14 protein-coding genes are annotated in these 15,469 nt (G+C 62.7%); 1 reads left to right on the top strand and 13 read right to left on the bottom strand.

Features of this window, described 5'->3' with window-relative positions; genetic code table 11:
• The first annotated feature begins 79 nt into the window (after positions 1 to 79).
• The gene (locus AC5V87_RS18295; protein WP_495371766.1) at positions 80 to 706 is read left to right on the top strand and encodes a nuclear transport factor 2 family protein; all 627 of its coding nucleotides are present in this window, start codon (positions 80 to 82) and stop codon (positions 704 to 706) included.
• Positions 707 to 1,169: 463 nt separating this feature from the next.
• Here AC5V87_RS18295 and AC5V87_RS18290 read toward each other — a convergent pair whose 3' ends face one another.
• The 13 genes from AC5V87_RS18290 to AC5V87_RS18230 all read right to left on the bottom strand — a co-directional run bounded on the left by AC5V87_RS18290 (position 1,170) and on the right by AC5V87_RS18230 (position 15,356).
• Complete coding sequence (locus AC5V87_RS18290; RefSeq protein WP_495371765.1) at positions 1,170 to 2,579, bottom strand: FAD-binding oxidoreductase; 1,410 nt, start codon at positions 2,577 to 2,579, stop codon at positions 1,170 to 1,172.
• On the bottom strand, positions 2,576 to 2,992 hold the full coding sequence (locus AC5V87_RS18285; RefSeq protein WP_495371764.1) for a PaaI family thioesterase: 417 nt from the start codon (positions 2,990 to 2,992) through the stop codon (positions 2,576 to 2,578). Before AC5V87_RS18285 ends, AC5V87_RS18290 begins: the two co-directional genes overlap by 4 nt.
• 12 nt (positions 2,993 to 3,004) lie before the next feature.
• Positions 3,005 to 4,237, bottom strand: a complete 1,233-nt coding sequence (locus AC5V87_RS18280) for a CaiB/BaiF CoA transferase family protein (RefSeq protein WP_495371763.1) — start codon at positions 4,235 to 4,237, stop codon at positions 3,005 to 3,007.
• Complete coding sequence (locus AC5V87_RS18275) at positions 4,224 to 4,928, bottom strand: haloacid dehalogenase type II (protein WP_495371762.1); 705 nt, start codon at positions 4,926 to 4,928, stop codon at positions 4,224 to 4,226. Before AC5V87_RS18275 ends, AC5V87_RS18280 begins: the two co-directional genes overlap by 14 nt.
• 218 nt (positions 4,929 to 5,146) lie before the next feature.
• Positions 5,147 to 6,559 (bottom strand): MFS transporter, encoded by a 1,413-nt coding sequence (locus AC5V87_RS18270; protein WP_495371761.1) that lies wholly within the window; start codon positions 6,557 to 6,559, stop codon positions 5,147 to 5,149.
• A gap of 162 nt (positions 6,560 to 6,721) precedes the next feature.
• Entirely contained in the window at positions 6,722 to 7,570 is an 849-nt protein-coding gene (locus AC5V87_RS18265) for a LysR family transcriptional regulator (RefSeq protein WP_495371760.1), read from the bottom strand.
• A gap of 843 nt (positions 7,571 to 8,413) precedes the next feature.
• Complete coding sequence (locus AC5V87_RS18260; protein WP_495371759.1) at positions 8,414 to 8,905, bottom strand: Zn-ribbon domain-containing OB-fold protein; 492 nt, start codon at positions 8,903 to 8,905, stop codon at positions 8,414 to 8,416.
• The gene (locus AC5V87_RS18255) at positions 8,902 to 10,098 is read right to left on the bottom strand and encodes a thiolase C-terminal domain-containing protein (protein WP_495371758.1); all 1,197 of its coding nucleotides are present in this window, start codon (positions 10,096 to 10,098) and stop codon (positions 8,902 to 8,904) included. Before AC5V87_RS18255 ends, AC5V87_RS18260 begins: the two co-directional genes overlap by 4 nt.
• On the bottom strand, positions 10,095 to 11,384 hold the full coding sequence (locus AC5V87_RS18250) for a CaiB/BaiF CoA transferase family protein (protein ID WP_495371757.1): 1,290 nt from the start codon (positions 11,382 to 11,384) through the stop codon (positions 10,095 to 10,097). The genes AC5V87_RS18255 and AC5V87_RS18250 overlap by 4 nt, the downstream gene beginning before the upstream one ends.
• A 54-nt stretch (positions 11,385 to 11,438) precedes the next feature.
• Positions 11,439 to 12,662: an ABC transporter substrate-binding protein gene (locus AC5V87_RS18245; RefSeq protein ID WP_495371756.1), complete on the bottom strand. Its 1,224-nt coding sequence runs from the start codon at positions 12,660 to 12,662 to the stop codon at positions 11,439 to 11,441.
• Positions 12,663 to 12,693: 31 nt separating this feature from the next.
• Positions 12,694 to 13,656 (bottom strand): PDR/VanB family oxidoreductase, encoded by a 963-nt coding sequence (locus tag AC5V87_RS18240; RefSeq protein WP_495371755.1) that lies wholly within the window; start codon positions 13,654 to 13,656, stop codon positions 12,694 to 12,696.
• Between the two features lie 34 nt (positions 13,657 to 13,690).
• Entirely contained in the window at positions 13,691 to 15,010 is a 1,320-nt protein-coding gene (locus AC5V87_RS18235) for a Rieske 2Fe-2S domain-containing protein (RefSeq protein ID WP_495371754.1), read from the bottom strand.
• Positions 14,988 to 15,356, bottom strand: a complete 369-nt coding sequence (locus AC5V87_RS18230) for a hypothetical protein (protein WP_495371753.1) — start codon at positions 15,354 to 15,356, stop codon at positions 14,988 to 14,990. Before AC5V87_RS18230 ends, AC5V87_RS18235 begins: the two co-directional genes overlap by 23 nt.
• Between the last annotated feature and the right edge of the window lie 113 nt (positions 15,357 to 15,469).

The following is a 15,469-nucleotide window of genomic DNA, read 5'->3' as shown; positions in this document are numbered from 1 at the left end:
TCGTCAGTGTGTCTGCAGTGTGATCCAGAGTCCTCAACGAGCCGCCGGATGAAACAATCGAAGTCTAACGGAGTCTCCCATGAGCTACGCGACATTCGCCGACAAATTGGAGATCAGGGAGCTGATTGAGAACTGGGTGATATGGCGCGATTCTGGCGATTGGCCGCGGTTCGCAACGGTTTGGCATGACGATGGCTGGATGTCGGCGACCTGGTTCCAGGGACCTGCGGCAGATTTTATCCGACTGAGCCGAGAGGGTTGGAGCCGTGGCGTTCGTATTCTGCACTTCCTCGGAGGGAGCCACATCGAAGTCGCTGGCACCCGCGCTGTCGTCCAGAGCAAAATGACAATTTCCCAGCGAGCACGCGTGCATGGTTCATGGTGCGACGTAGTGTGTACAGGCCGCTTCTTTGATTTTCTCGAGAAGAGAGAAGGTCGCTGGGGGATGCTTCGGCGCCAACCGATCTACGAAAAGGATCGCATCGATCCGATTATACCCGGTACGAACCTTTCCATGGATCAGAAACGACTAGCTGCCCTGCCTGAGGGCTATCGGCATTTAGCTTACCTTCAGCAAGAGATTGGCTATGAAGTGAAATTGAACATGCCGGGTCTTGTTGGTCCGGAAGTCGAGGCTCTCTATGAGAGAGGACGCCAATGGCTTAACGAAGACAAAACTCTCCGGTCCGCTTCAGACGCAGGATAAGCCGACGCAAAAACGTTTTACAACAATTCCCAGCACCATCACTGATTCCCAGCACCATCGCTTTGCGTTCAGGGAAATAACAACACTGAGAGGAAGGCTTCCGGCCGAGCGTCCCTTTATCGTCCTAGTCAGTCAGAATTCTAGCTTGGTGCTCTAGCCGCTCCGCCTTTTTGTACGCGGCGATACGCTGGTAGTGAAAAGGAATGGATCGCCGGCTCTTGAGCGCAATAAGCTCGGCACATTGTTTCCGTCAGGTCCTCGAGCGAAAGAAAGCGAGAACGACTCAAGAACCTGCGTTATGTTGCGCATTCGCAACCGGAAACACTACTCCCATTCTGATTTCGGAAGACGTTTTCGCGTTCTCACAGGGAAATTTGCGAGGCTCTCAGGTTGGCAGGTTCAGCAAGTATCGGAATGACCTCCTCTTGGGCTTTCGCTGACTTCCAGCCGACATCGTCAGCGGTCAGTCTCCGGGTTCGCTTTGCGATGGCCGGAATATCGTGCAAGGATTGAACAAGCCGTCCTCGTCGAGCGCCGCCTTAATCCGGCGCATAAGATCGAGCTCGACGGGATCTTTTTTGCTTTCAAGCAAGCCTACCTTGGCCCGACCGATACCGTGTTCGGCCGAAAACGTCCCGCCCATCGAGAGCACGATATCGTAGATCGCCTGGCTGATCTGCTTGCCCTGCTCGGCACCGAGCGCGGCCGGCAAGACGACGTTGAGGTGGATGTTGCCGTCACCCATGTGACCAAACGGAACAACGGTGACGTCCGAGAATCCGGCTTCAATGTCGGCCCGGCTGCGCCGCAGCAGTTCGGGCACCTGCACGACTGGCACCGCGACGTCGTGCTTGCAGTCATGTCCCGCCTTCTTCTGAAACTCGGTCTGGTCTTCCCGCAGGCGCCAGATCTGCTTCTGCTGCTCGCCGCTCTGGGCAATCGCGGCGTCGACGATGGTGCCGTCCTCAAGTCTGTCGGCGAGAAATGCCTCTAGCACGTCCCTCAGGCCGGCATCCGCACGGCTCGAGGTTAGTTCGACGAGAACATAGTGGTCCGCTTTCCCAACGGGCGAGCGGAGTCCTTCGCGCTTCGCCAGCTCCACGCATGAACCGGAGAGGTATTCGATCGCGCGCACATTCCCCTCAGCCGCAGCGCGCAGCTTCATCCAGAAATTCAGCACCCGGTCCTCAGTCTCGACCGCGCAGAAGGCGACCTCGCGGCCGACCGGCAGGGGCGCGAGCTTCATCGCCGCCGCCGTGACGATGCCCAGCGTGCCCTCCGATCCGGCGAAAAGGTGCTTGAGGGCGTAGCCGGTGTTGTCCTTCCGTAGCATGCGCAGCCCGTTCCAGATGCGGCCGTCGGGCAGCACGACCTCCATTCCCAGCAGGAGATCTCTCGCACTCCCGTACCGAACAGCAGAGATGCCGCCTGCGTTCGTCGCCAGCGCTCCACCGAGCGTGGCGGTTCCCTCCGAGGCGAAGGACAAGGGAAAGAGCGCGCCCGCGTCCGCTGCCGCGCTCTGAAGCTCTGCGATCGTTGCGCCCGCTTCCGCAACGATGGACATGTCCACCGGGTCGACCGTCCGGATCTTCTTCATGGCGCCGGTGCTGATCACGATCTGAAGGCCGGTTTCGTCCGGCGTCGCGCCACCGACGAGCCCGGTGTTGCCGCCTTGAGGAACGACGCTAACGCCGGCTTCCCGACAGATGCGGACGCTCTGCGAAAGCAAGCTTGCCGATCTGGGCCGCAGAACGCAGGCTGCGTAACCGCGAAGTAGACCACGCCAGTCCGAGAGATATCCGTCCGCCAGCGCCGGATCAGTGATGCAATCGGAGCCAAGCAGCTCCCTGAGCTTGGCGACGACATCGTTCATAACTGCTTCCAGGTGGATGTCGCGTGCGCGATCGTTTCTCCGGCGTCATCCTGGGCCGACGATTGCAGAAAGAAGATCTTGCGTCCCCTCTTCAGAAAGCTGGCACGGCAGGTGACCAGGCCGCTACGGACCGGAGCGAAATACTGGATATTCATCTCGAGCGTCGCGCCGGCGTCGAACTGATGCCAAAGCAGGTGCCCCATCGAGATGTCGAGAGCCGTCGCCAGCACGCCGCCGTGGAGCGATCCCTGCGGGTTGAACATGTAGGGCTTCACGTTTAGGGAAACGATGCAGGCGTCAGCTTCGTAGGAGACCGCCATCCCGAAGAAGCGCGACAGGAAGAACGATCCGAATTCATGGCGGCGATCGCCGATACCCGCCACGATAAGCTCCCGAACGTGCGCCTCGTCCATCCGCTCTGCTCCCTATTCGGCCGACTGCTTCAGCGCAGCATCGCCGAAAGCTCCCTTGGAAGCGAAGTCTAACACCTCCTTCCGCGTCCAACCGAGCCAGCTCTCGAACACCTCGAGGGTGTGCTCGCCGAGGGTCGGCGGCGGCGTCGACGGCGCGGGAGGCCTGTCGTCGAAACGCAGCGGCCGGGCGACGAACTTGACTTCGCCGGCGACCCTGTGCCTCACGGTCTGGACCATGTCGCGCTGAACGAGTTGTGGCGCCTCGCAGACTTCACCGACCGTCCTGATTGCACCGCACGGAATGCCTACGTCGCCGAAGATCTCGAGCCAACGATCGCGCGGCGCAGACTTGAACATCGGACGCAGAATACCGGCGAGCACAGCGCGGTTCGCCGCCCGCTTCGGCGCCGTGTCGAAGCGGTGATCGGCTTCGAGATCCTTGCGGTCGATGACGTCGCAGAACAGCGACCAGAACTTGTCGTTGGCGACGCCGAGGTTGAACCAGCCGTCGCTCGCCTTGAAGGTTTCATACGGACTGATGGTCGGGTGAACGTTGCCGCGACGCTTCGGACTTTCTCCGGATGCGAAGTACATGCCGGCGTTGAACGTCAGCAGCGAGGCCATGGCATCCAGCATCGACACGTCCACCCGTCCGCCAACGCCGCTCCTCTCGCGCTTCATGAGCGCGGCGAGGACCGCCTGCGATGCGTAGAGGCCGGTGACCAGGTCGGCAATGGAGGTGCCGACCTTCATGGGCGGGCCGTCCGGATCGCCTGTGATATCCATGAGTCCTGCTTCGCCCTGCAGGATGAGGTCGTAACCGGGCCGGCTCGCATCCGGACCGGTCCGGCCGAACCCGGAGATGCTGCACTGGATGAGCCTGGGATTGTCGGCACTCAACGCGGCGTCGGACAGACCCCACTTGTCGAGGGTCCCGGGCCTGAAGTTGTCGATCACGACGTCGGCGGCCCTGGCGAGCGCGATCACCGCGTCCCGCCCCGCCGGTGACTTCAGATCGATCGCGCAGCTGCGCTTGTTTCGATTGACCGACAAAAAGTACGAACTCTCCCCGTTGACGAACGGAGGACCGTATCGGCGACTCTCGTCGCCGACACGGGGATCTTCGATCTTCACAACGTCCGCCCCGAGATCGCCGAGATGCATCGTAGCGAAGGGCCCGGAGACGACGCGGCACAGGTCTAGGACCTTGATGCCGGAAAGAGCTTCCGCACTAGACAATCGCATCCGCGAGATCCTCCATCGTTTCGACCGTGATATCGGGCTTGTGCGGCGTCTCTTCGAACGGCCGATTGCGCCGGTTGATCATCGCGGTCCGCATGCCGGCCGACTTCGCACCGATCACGTCGAACGCGTGGTTGGCGACGAAGAGGATCTGATCCATCTTCAGGCCGAGGATCTCGGCGGCCTTCGTGTAGGTCGCCTTATGTGGCTTGAAGGAATTTGCCTCCGCGACGGAGATGACGTTGTCGAACGGGATCTTGTGATACTTCTTGGCCGTCTCGAGCATGTCGCGGTCGCCGTTCGAGAGCACGACCAGCTTGTACTTGGTCTGCAGTTTGGCGAGAGCCGCGGGCACCTCCGGGAAGCATTCGAGCTTCTCGATCTCGCCGACGAGATACTTCACCTCGTCCTTGGTGTACTTGATGCCGGCCCGGGCCATGACTGCGGAGACTGCACGATGGCCGATCTCGCGATACGGCGTGTGCTCGCGGTGAAGCAGCGCGTCGATCATCGAGTTCTCGAAATGGGTGCGCCGCCACCAGGTGACGAAGGAGTTCGGATTGCCCGTCCAGCCCTTCTCCTTGAGGAACGGCGTCGCGATCTTGACGAGGCCGCCCTGCATGTCGACGACGGTGCCGTACTGGTCGAACATGCAGACCTTGATGGTGTCCTTCAGTGTCTGGGTGTCGGTCATTGCTTCTTCCCTTTGCTCTTTGGCGGAATGGATGATCCGGATTTGACCGCATCCATCGTCATTTTCGAAATGGATTATTCTTCTTCGCACATTCGCGGCACGAATGTCGCGACGGTTGTCGCGGCTCTACAGGTTCAGTTACAGCTTCTGCAAACGGCTCGACGGCAGTGAGCCGGAATGGAATCTCAGGGCCCATTGCTACTTGTGATCCGCCTCCGCTAGGCTCCGATGCCGACGACCTTCTCTCTCGAGCCCGAGGCTTCCGTCCCGGTCGGCGCGCCCGAGACTTCCTCAAGTGCGCGACCCTTGGTCTCGAAGCCGAAGATCATGAAGACCACGGCCTGGAAGAGAAGAATGCCCGCGAGCGTCACCAGGACGCCGGCGAGCCCCTTCCACGCGAAGATCGCGATGACGACGAACTGGACCAACGCTGTCGTCACGCGCCCTGCGGTCGCGCAAATGGCCGTGCCACGAAGCCTGTAGCGGGTCGGGAAGAGCTCCGGAACATGCATGGCGAAGCCGGTAGCCAACATCACATAGATCGCGGTGACGAGAAGGAAGCCGACCACGACGAGCGGAGCGCCGTCCGGCATGAACGGATACGCCAGCCCGAAGACCGCCGCCGCGATGGACGATCCGATGATCGACGGTTTACGACCGATCGCATCGGCCAGCGCTAGGCCGATCAGCGATCCAATCGGGCCGCCCAGAGACATGAAGGTCGTGTAGCCGAGCGACGACACGACGCTGTGGCCACCCTTCACCATGAATGTCGGCAACCACCCGATGAAGCCGTAGAGGCTGAAGCCGACGACGATGTGCAGGAGACTGCCGAGCAACGTCCGACCGAGGTAAGGCGGTGCGAACAGGCGCCAGACGGATCCGCCCTCGTCTTCCACACGCTGCAGGGTCGAAACCGGGGGCAACGGCCCCTTCCTGGCACCTTCCGCTTCGATACGGGCGAGGATCGCCTCGGCTTCGTCGGCGCGGCCGTTAGCGGCCAACCACCGAGGCGACTCGGGCATCGACTTTCGGAGGAGCCAGACGATCATCGCCAGCACGCCGACGAGGCCGAACATATAGCGCCATCCGAGGCTCGGAATGATCGACAGGCCGACCATCGACGAGACGAACAGGGAAAAGTTGGTGATGACGGCCAGGATACCGATCCACCGGCCGCGGGACGATGCAGGGACGAACTCGGTCAGTGTTGCGTACCCGACGACAATCTCGGCGCCCAGTCCGATCCCGATGACGAAGCGCGCGGCGATCAGTGCCTGCATGGACGGAGCAAGCGCCGCCGCCATCGAGGCAAGACCGAAAATGGCTAGATTGACCTGATAGGAGAAACGGCGACCGTAACGATCGCCCAGAATGCCCGAGAACCAGGCACCCACAGTCATGCCGATGAAGGTCGCGGTGACGAACGCCGCGTTGAGCTCGAGTGTCGACCAACCCTCCTTCAGCACGGCTCCGAGAACGCCGCCGGCGAGGTAGATGTCGAAGGCGTCTAAGAACATGCCTGCGCCAATCAGCGCAAGGATCCGCCAATGAAAGCCGCAAATCGGCAGCCGATCGAGGCGAGCGCCTGCGTTGACCGATGCCACCTGTACGTCCGAAATCGCTTGCATGCATCCTCCCAAAGTCGACAGACATCGACCGAAATTGATTGGGAGCAGGATGGCGATCGGGATGGCGGCGTCTAATCGGAATTCACTATTCAAGTATTTGGCAGACCAATAATCCTGCGTTTACCGCGAATTATCGAAAGATGGTCGGTGGGCGGCCCAGTCTCAGTCGCTTTCGCGAAGGCTTCGCGTGGCATCGACGAAAATCGAACGCAGCCAACTTAGGTCCTGACTGGCATCGTGCCTTCGGTGCCAATACATGGACCATTCGAAGGGATCGGACGCGAACGGGAGGTCCCTGATCGCAAGATCTTCCGAGACCATCGCGAAGGCCAGGCGCCGGGGCATGACCGACAATAGATCGGAATCCCGCAGCACATGCGGGACCAGCAGCCAATGGGGAACGTTGACCGCAACCCGGCGGGTCAGCCCTTGCCCGGCGAGCACGTCATCGACAAAACGCAGATCGGTCGGCGACATTGAGACCTTGAGATGCGCCGCCTGCAGAAACGTCTCCATTGTAAGGGGGCGCTGCGCCAAATGGTGACCTTCGCGCATCACGCACACCATCCGATCCTTCATCAGGACGACCGACTTGATCGAATTCGAATGCGCGAGACCCATCGAGATCGCAAGGTCGATTTCGTCCTTCTCCAGGGCCTCTACCGTTTGCGTCGGCGAATAGTGCACGACATCGAGCTGCGCGAAGGGTGCCGTCGTCTCCAACGTTTTGCCGACGGCGGGAAGCAGAAGACGGCTGAGAAGATCGGACAACCTCACGGAGAAGCTACGTGTCGTGGTGGTCGGATCGAAAGCGGATTCGCTATCCAGAAGGCGCTCCACCTGCCGCAAAAGCCGCTTCACCGGCTCCGCCAGTTCGATCGCACGCGGCGTGGCCTGCATGCCGTTGACCGTCCGGACCAGAAGCTCGTCCTTGAAGATGTGACGCAGCCTGGAGAGAGCATTGCTCATTGCGGGTTGACTAAGACCAATCCTGTCGGCAGCACGTGTCACGTGAAGGTCTGTAAGAAGAGCGTTCAGAGCGACCAGAAGATTGAGATCGACAGATCTGAGGTTCATGACGCGTCCTCATTGATATCACGAATAATGCAGCCTATAAAATCCACAACACAAATCTAGGTCAATCGGCGTCAATGTCCGGTCTCGAAGAGAGTCTAGGTGGTCGGTCTCTGAGCAATCGTCGGCCATCAAACAGCGCGCAGCGGAACTCATAGAAATCGACTTGGATGAGGCACACTGGATCGTCCCTCCGCCAGCGCTGTGTCGAGCAAACTCAGTCCGTAGGCGCAGGTCGCGGGTGGCCTCAAGTCAACGCCTTCGGCTTTAACGGCTCCAGCTCTTTTGCACGCTGTGGTTCGACGCGATACTCCGCCAGCCAAAACGCGCTGGAGCGCCGAGCTGGTTCGAGTTAAGTGGAGACCAACAGCTCTCTTCGCATGTGAGTGAGACCCACCACACCGAAGCTACGCCAAACCGCGCATCATTAGCCGATTGCCCTACTCCCACTCTATTATTGCGAACATCGCTTCGCCGTTGATCTGCAAGCAAAATTTTTGCGGGCCTGACGGACAAATGCCGACGGTACATCCGCCTCAATTTTTCAGCCTTGAATCCACAGAAGAATTCGTACCGCGCTCGATGCTACCCATTCCGCCACCTATCGGCGTCAATCGACTAGTCAGGGCTGCCTGTATACCCAGAACTGCCATGGCCGCACTCGCGCGGCGGCCCTGCAAATACCGTCAGAGATCAGGAACGCGCTGATACGTTCTTGGCAAACACCTCATGGTATTCGCGGCCACAAGCCGCGAATGCTGCTCCCACACCCGCACCATCTCAGGACCGTTTTGAGACTCTCGTCTCGCGTCCCCGGACTGACGAAAGCCGCCAGTGCAGCAGCGAATATGGCCGCTCCGGATGAGGATGGTGCTCGAAAACGCCGTCCACAGCCGCGCCGATGGAGACCGCTTGCCCGGGATCGCCGAGCAGGTTGCCGATCATCCTGACGCCGCCGGCGTGGGGGATTTCCACGAGCACGGCGAGATACGGTCCGTGCTGCCTCAGCGCGGCGTGCGAGGGATGCCAGACCCGCTCCCAACTGAAGATCCGCCCGTGCGGCTCTATCTCCGTCCAGTCGGGATCGAGGGCATGGCACTGATGGCAGATCCATTCGGGGCCGAACTGCCATGTGCCGCAATGGCGGCAACGCTGCACCAGGAGGCGGTTCTGGCGCAGCCCCCGCCAATAGGGCGCCGACAGGCCGTCGGCCTCGGCGACCGGGATCGGCAGCCCCTGTGGAAGGTAGGTTCGGGCCGCCTCATCGCTCACAGCGTCGCCTCCGAGCCGAGAAGGAGATTGCTGACCGGCGTGACCATGGGTCCGCCGATCACCATGGCCACATCATTGCGCCTCGCCTGGCTCGTGGACGTTCCGCGCACCTGGCGCACAGCCTCCAGCAGGAGTTCGAACCCGTGCATGTAGCACTCGGCCAGATTGCCGCCGCTGGTGTTGAGTGGAAGCCGCCCCGATGGCGCAACGAGGTTGTCGAAGGCGAGATAGTCGTTGGCCTCCTCCGGCGCGAAGAAGCCGTGTTCCGCGAGCGCCATCACCACGCCGCCCGTGAAGTTCTCGTAGCACTGGACGACACCGACGTCGGACGGACCGAGCCCAGCCATCGCATAGAGATCGGCCGCGACGGTTTCGAAGCCGGCGCTGGCGTAATGCGGCGAATTGTGCGGGATCGCGCCCGCGCGATATCCGGATCCGACGGCGGCCCCCAGCAGATAGGCCGGCTTGTTGCGAAATTCTCCGGCGCGCTCGGCTGGCACCAGCACGAGCGCGGCGGCGCCGTCGTTCTCCATGCAGCAATCGTAGAGATGAAACGGCTCCGCGATCCAGCGCGAGGCCTCATACTTGGCCGCGTCGAGCGGCTTGCCGTACATGACGGCCCGCGGATTGGCCTGCGCGTGATGATAGGAAGCCAGCGCGATCGCCCGCAGCGCTTCCTGGCCGACGCCGTGCTCATGCATGTAGCGGCGCACGCGCATGGCGAAGCGCTGCGGCGGCGCCAGAACGCCGTACGGCATCAGATACGCCTTCTCGCCGGAGATCGTGTCGATGCCCGTTGTCTGCCCGAACCGGCCGCATTGCCCCTGCGCGAGCGAGCGAAACACGACGACGCAATCCGCAAGGCCCGCGACGATCGAGGCCGCCGCATTGGCGACGGCCGCGCAGCAGCCGCCGCCTCCCCCGCCCCATTGCATGGTCGCAGCCCGAAGCCGCCGCGTGCCGAGCGCGGCCGCAAGCCTGGACGCTTCACTGCGTTCCTCGCTGTAGGAGGCGAAGCCATCGATGTCGCGGGGATCGATGCCGGCATCGGTGCACGCCGCCAGGATCGCCTTCAGCGCCAGCTTGAACTCCGGATCGGGCGACGCGCCGTGCCGGTAATAGTCGGTCTCGCCGATCCCGACGACGGCGACGCGGCCTCTCAGCGTGCGATCGGCGATGGCCCTCGCCCTCACGTCCGTCCCGCCTTGGCCGGCCCAGCCCCGGCCTCGCCGAATGCGCCCGCCGCGGCGAGCCGCGCCAGACGCGCATCATCGTAGCCCAGCAGGTCCTGAAGCACGGCGCGGGTATGCTGGCCGACCGCAGGCGCGGAGACGGGATCCACGACGGGCGTCGCGGAATAACGGATCGGCAGGCTGACGTTTGGGATCCAGCCCAGCGTGTCGTGCGGAATGCGGGTGACGAGGCCGCGCTCTCGCGCTTCGGGCGACCGTATCGCCTCCCCGACCGTGCGGACCTGCCCGCACGGGACCCCTGCCGCCCGCATCCGGGCTTGCCAATGGCTCCACGGCCGTTGCGCGAAGGCCTCGCCAAGAATCGCGAACAATTCGTCCCGCCGCCGGATGCGGTCGGGGCCGGTCGCATAGATCTCGGCCGCGGCCAGGTCGGCGCGATCGAGCACCTGCGACATTAGTCGCTGAAAGATCTTGTCGTTTCCGCAATTGATATAGAAGGCGCAGTCCTGCGCCTGGAACACGCCCGAGGGACAGGTATCAGGGCTGGTGTTACCGTGCCGCTGCGGATTGGCGCCGGTGAACAGATGTTGCATCGTGGCATAGCCGGTCATCAGCACGGCATTGTCGAACAGTGACACCTCGACCGCCTGTCCGAGCCCGCTGCGCTCACGGGCAACCAGCGCTCCGAGGATGGCGTTGCAGGCCATCATCGCCGTGCTGATGTCCATCACGGGCGACAGCGCCCGCACGCCCTCGCGGTCAGGATAACCGTTCATGGACACAAATCCGCTCTCGACCTGCGCGATCGGATCGAAGCCGAGCCGGTCGGCGAAGGTCCCCTCGCGTCCATAGGCCGACACCGAGCAGTAGATGATGTCAGGCTTGATGGTCCGGCATGCGGCATAGTCGAGCCCGAACCGCTCCATGACGCCGGTGGAGAAATTCTCGACGAGTACGTCCGCCGTTGCGATCAACTCCCGCACCACCGCGACGCCCTCGGGCGACTTGAGGTCGAGGGCAACGCTTCGCTTGTTGCGGTTGGTCCAGACGAACGGCGCCCCGGCCTTGAGTGCGGGATGCACTGGCGGGTAGCGCCTGAGATCGTCGCCTCGGCCTGGCGCCTCGATCTTGATGACCTCTGCGCCCATATCGGCCAGGATCATCGTGGCGAATGGTCCCGCGATGAAGTGGGAGAAATCCACGACCCGGATTCCCGCAAGCGCCCTCGGCGCATCGGATGGCCGCGGCGTGTACTCTGGAAAGTCGGCTTCGATGTTGTCCAGCATGGTGCATCCATCATGTTCGCGCGGCAGCCCTGGCGTGCCCGATCGCAACCGGGGTCAATTGCCCTTGGCCTGCTCGACCATCGAACATCCACCCTGGTCGATCGGGCGGAATGCCTCGGGTCCGCTCAGGACGCCGACATTGTCGAGAAGGTCCCATTTGCCTTTCGACGCGTTCGGCTCCTTCACCTTGAAGATGTACATGTTGTGGATGGCGCGGCCGTCCGCCCGCACCACGACCGGGCCGAACAGCGCGTCGTCGATGGGCTGCTCCTTCATCTTGCGGATGACCGCCTGCGCGTCGTTGGTTCCCGCAGCCAATGCGGCATTCAGATAGGCCAGCACCGAAGAATAGACGCCGGCGTGAAATGCCGTCGGCGACTGGTCATGCTGGCGCGCGCTGAATTTCGCCGACCAGGCCCGGCTGGCCTCATTGAGGTCCCAATAGAACGGCTGGGTGATGATAAGTCCCTGCCCGACCGCAAGCCCGCTGGCCTCGACGTCGTTCGTGGTTGTCAGCATCGCAGCGAAGGTCCGGCCCTTCTGCTTCAAGCCGAACTCGGCAGACTGCTTGATCAGGCTGACGGTATCGCCACCGGCGGTCGCGAAAGCGATCACGTCGGCGCCGGAGGCATCCGCCTGCAGGATGAACGAGGCGTAATCGGCATTGTTGATGGGAACATTGACCGATCCGAGCACGGCGCCGCCGCCCGCATTGATGACCGACGTACCGTCCCGCACCATGGACTTGCCGAGCGCATTGTCGGTGGCAATGAAGTACCATTTATTGCCGCCGTGACGGACCAGGTAGTTGCCGATCGTGTGCGACGCCGCCCAGGTATCGAACGTCCACTGGATCGTGTTGGGCGAGCAGTATTTCCCGGTCAGATCGGATGATGCCGCGCTGGAAGCGATCAGCGCTGCCTTGCCGCCGCGAACCACCTCATTGACGGCAAGGCCGACCGCGGAGTTGGGCACGTCGGCGACGGCGTCGACCTTCTCCTGCTCGATCCAGCGACGGGCGATCGCCGCCCCGACATCCGCCTTGTTCTGGTGATCCGCCGAGACGACCTCGACCTTGAGGTCGGGGTGGTGCGCCATGAAGTCCTCGGCCGCCATTCTCGCCGCCGTCACGGAGCCCTCACCGGCATTGTCGGAATAGGGCCCCGACGCATCGTTGAGGACGCCGATCTTGATGGTGCGCGTTGCGGCCGCGCATGCGGGCGACCACAGGCCGGCGAGGAGCAAGGCTATTCCGGCGACACGTAAAGCGGCTTTCATGTTTCCACCCTGTTGACGAACTTTGTTGTTGTTAGAGGTCCAGCACCAGCGTGCCCGACCTTGCGCCCGAGCAGCAGATCATCATTGTCTTGTTCGATGCCTGCTCGTCCTTGCTGAGAAACTGGTCGCGATGGTCCGGGATGCCTTCGAGCACACGCGTCTCGCAGGTGCCGCAGACCCCCTCCGAGCAGGCATGGTTCGCCGCGATCCCTGCCTCGAGCAGCGCCTCAAGGATCGTCTTTCCGGCTTCGACCGGAATCGTCCGGTTGCTGCGGGCGAGTTTCACCTCGAAACCGCCCGCCGTCGCGGGAGCTTCGCTCGCCTGGAAATACTCGACATGCCGATGATCGGCCGGGCGACCGGCCGCCGCGGCTTCGAAGGCTTCGAGCATTGGCTGCGGACCGCAGCAATAGAGATGAGCCTGCGCCGGCGCCCGGTCGATGACCGCCGCAAGATCGAACAGACGGCCGGAACGCTGGTCGTCGAAGTCGAGGCGCACCTTCACGCGCCCGTTCCCCGCGAGCACTGCGATCTCGTCGAGGAATGCCGCCGCGCGCGGCGCCCTTGCCGCATAGAAAAGTTCGCAGGACCGTCCGAGGGCGTCGAGACGACGGGCCATGGACAGCAACGGCGTAATCCCGATTCCACCTGCGATCAGGACCGAATGCTCGGCCTGCTCGCAAAGCGCAAAATTGTTGCGGGGCCTCGACACCCTGAGGATGTCACCCGCCTTCAGATTGTCGTGCAGGAGGCGTGAGCCACCCCGCCCTGCCGTGTCCTTGTTGATCGCGATCACATAGCGATGGCGCTCACGCTGATCGTTGACCAGCGAATAGCTCCGGACCATGCCGTTCGGCAGATGCACATCGATATGACCGCCGGCCGTGAAGGGATCGAGATCGTGCCCGGTCGGCGAGATCAGCTCGTAGGAATTGATCCCATCCGCCTCGTAGCTGATGCGCTTGACGCGAACGTCGAACAAGCCATCGCTCATGACGCGCGCCTCCGCGGGACTGCCATCGAAGGGCTCACATCTCGTATCCGAAATCGGCGCCGAGCCTGGCACGCATGAAGGGCGCACCGACATCGACCCACGACTCCTCCGGCGACAGCCGCATCGACACCGCACGTACCATGAACACGTCGGGGTCCGTCACCCCTTTCGGCTTGGTTCCGTGATCGCGATAGGCCCCGAGCGCTTCCAGGATGAAGCGCCGGGTCATCGCGATTCCGGTGTCGCTCGAGCAGAGGTTTTCCCTGGTCCGGTCGAAGATCGGCGACACGCCGCTTTGGCAGGCCCCGTCCTGCACCCACAAGCCCGGCAGGCCCGAGAACCAGGTCGTCTGCTGCGCCTGGTAGTCGAACTGGAAGCCGTTCTGCGGATTGTACTTCGTCCAATAGCCCGCATAGGGCACCGTCACCGGATGGTCGACCAGCGCGTGGCGGCTGGCATGCCCGCTCTCGCGGCCATTGTGCCCGTCGGCAAAGACCTGGCGGGTTTTCGGCAGCAGGGGTTGCGAGGGGTGATACGAGAACATGATGCAGAGCGTGTTCTCATCATCGATCGGCACCCAGGCATGGCCGCTGAGATCCGGAAACGGCATCAGCGGCGGGACCAGCGTGTAGAACGGCAGCATGAACTGGTTGACGCGCCAGTACAGCGTATTGGCATCGTAATTGCGCCGCGCCGCGATGCTCATGCCGAAGTCCTGCTTGATGCATTCGAATGTCGGACGCAGATCGCGCTTCTGGATCCAGGCGCTGGTCGTACCCTGCGCGTCCAGCCGCCCATGCAGCAGCGGCGCGTGGGCCGAATCGATCTCACCCTCGACCGCCTGAAGCCAATTGCACTCCTGCACGCGCAGCGAGATATGCACCTGCTCCTGCGGCACCAGATTCCATTCCACGTTCGGCAGCGGCGGAAGATCAGCCTGGTCGGGCCCCATATAGGTCCAGATCATCCCGTTCCGCTCCCGGCACGGATATGCCTTGATCCTCACGCGCTCCTTCAGGCGGCTGCGGACCGGCTCGGCCGGCATATCCGTCGTGGCGCCGGTGACGTCGAATTTCCAGCCGTGGTAGACGCATCGCAGGCCGCAATCCTCGTTCCTCGCGAACACCATCGGCGCGCCGCGATGCGGACAGGCCTGGTCGACCAGCCCGACGCGTCCCTCCGAATCCCGGAAGGCAACAAGGTCCTCTCCGAGCAGCCTGACCCGCTTCGGCTGGCCGTCTCTGGCCACGTCCGCGGACGGCAGGAAGGGAATCCAGTAGAGACGGAACAGGTCTCCAAGCGGCGTGCCCTTGCCGACCCTGACGAGACGTTCATTGTCCTCGCGCGACAACATCTGCTTCCTCCTTCAGTGGGATTCCGTCGCTGGCTTGCTCTGGGGCAGTGCCCAGGAGCGCTGCGACCCGCGCCGACAGTCCGAGATCGCGTGCGGTCCAGAGCGGATCGGCCGAGGCCAGTGGCTGGCGTGGAATGGGTGGCGTTGTCCCGGCCTCGACGAGGCCGATGATCGTCTCGATGCGGCGCCGCTCGAGATCCCGCAGGGTTTCCTCGACCACCGCCCCTTCCGCACTGCAGCCGGGCAGTTCGGGATAGGCCATGCGGACGAGCCACCGACCGGGTTCGGTTTCGACCGCCTCGGCTTCGAGAAGATAGGGAATCGACAGCAGCTTCCGCAGATCCAAGCAGTCCTCCCCGGCAGAGCGACTGTTGCGCCCCTATTTGATACGTATACGTACTATATCGGCGAATTGCTTGCAATAGCAAATCCGCTCGCGCCGGCTTTCCCGGACGCCAG

The organism is Bradyrhizobium sp. SOJA106 (assembly GCF_059448745.1).
Note: the sequence above shows the minus strand (reverse complement) of the source record. Positions and strands in the feature narration are given on the sequence as shown.

What these genes read in the sequence shown, in the direction of transcription:
- AC5V87_RS18295 (WP_495371766.1), top strand. Translation starts at nt 80, where the DNA reads ATGAGCTACGCGACATTCGCCGACAAATTGGAGATCAGGGAGCTGATT.
- AC5V87_RS18290 (WP_495371765.1), bottom strand. Translation starts at nt 2,579, where the DNA reads ATGAACGATGTCGTCGCCAAGCTCAGGGAGCTGCTTGGCTCCGATTGC.
- AC5V87_RS18285 (WP_495371764.1), bottom strand. Translation starts at nt 2,992, where the DNA reads ATGGACGAGGCGCACGTTCGGGAGCTTATCGTGGCGGGTATCGGCGAT.
- AC5V87_RS18280 (WP_495371763.1), bottom strand. Translation starts at nt 4,237, where the DNA reads ATGCGATTGTCTAGTGCGGAAGCTCTTTCCGGCATCAAGGTCCTAGAC.
- AC5V87_RS18275 (WP_495371762.1), bottom strand. Translation starts at nt 4,928, where the DNA reads ATGACCGACACCCAGACACTGAAGGACACCATCAAGGTCTGCATGTTC.
- AC5V87_RS18270 (WP_495371761.1), bottom strand. Translation starts at nt 6,559, where the DNA reads ATGCAAGCGATTTCGGACGTACAGGTGGCATCGGTCAACGCAGGCGCT.
- AC5V87_RS18250 (WP_495371757.1), bottom strand. Translation starts at nt 11,384, where the DNA reads ATGCTGGACAACATCGAAGCCGACTTTCCAGAGTACACGCCGCGGCCA.
- AC5V87_RS18245 (WP_495371756.1), bottom strand. Translation starts at nt 12,662, where the DNA reads ATGAAAGCCGCTTTACGTGTCGCCGGAATAGCCTTGCTCCTCGCCGGC.
- AC5V87_RS18240 (WP_495371755.1), bottom strand. Translation starts at nt 13,656, where the DNA reads ATGAGCGATGGCTTGTTCGACGTTCGCGTCAAGCGCATCAGCTACGAG.
- AC5V87_RS18235 (WP_495371754.1), bottom strand. Translation starts at nt 15,010, where the DNA reads ATGTTGTCGCGCGAGGACAATGAACGTCTCGTCAGGGTCGGCAAGGGC.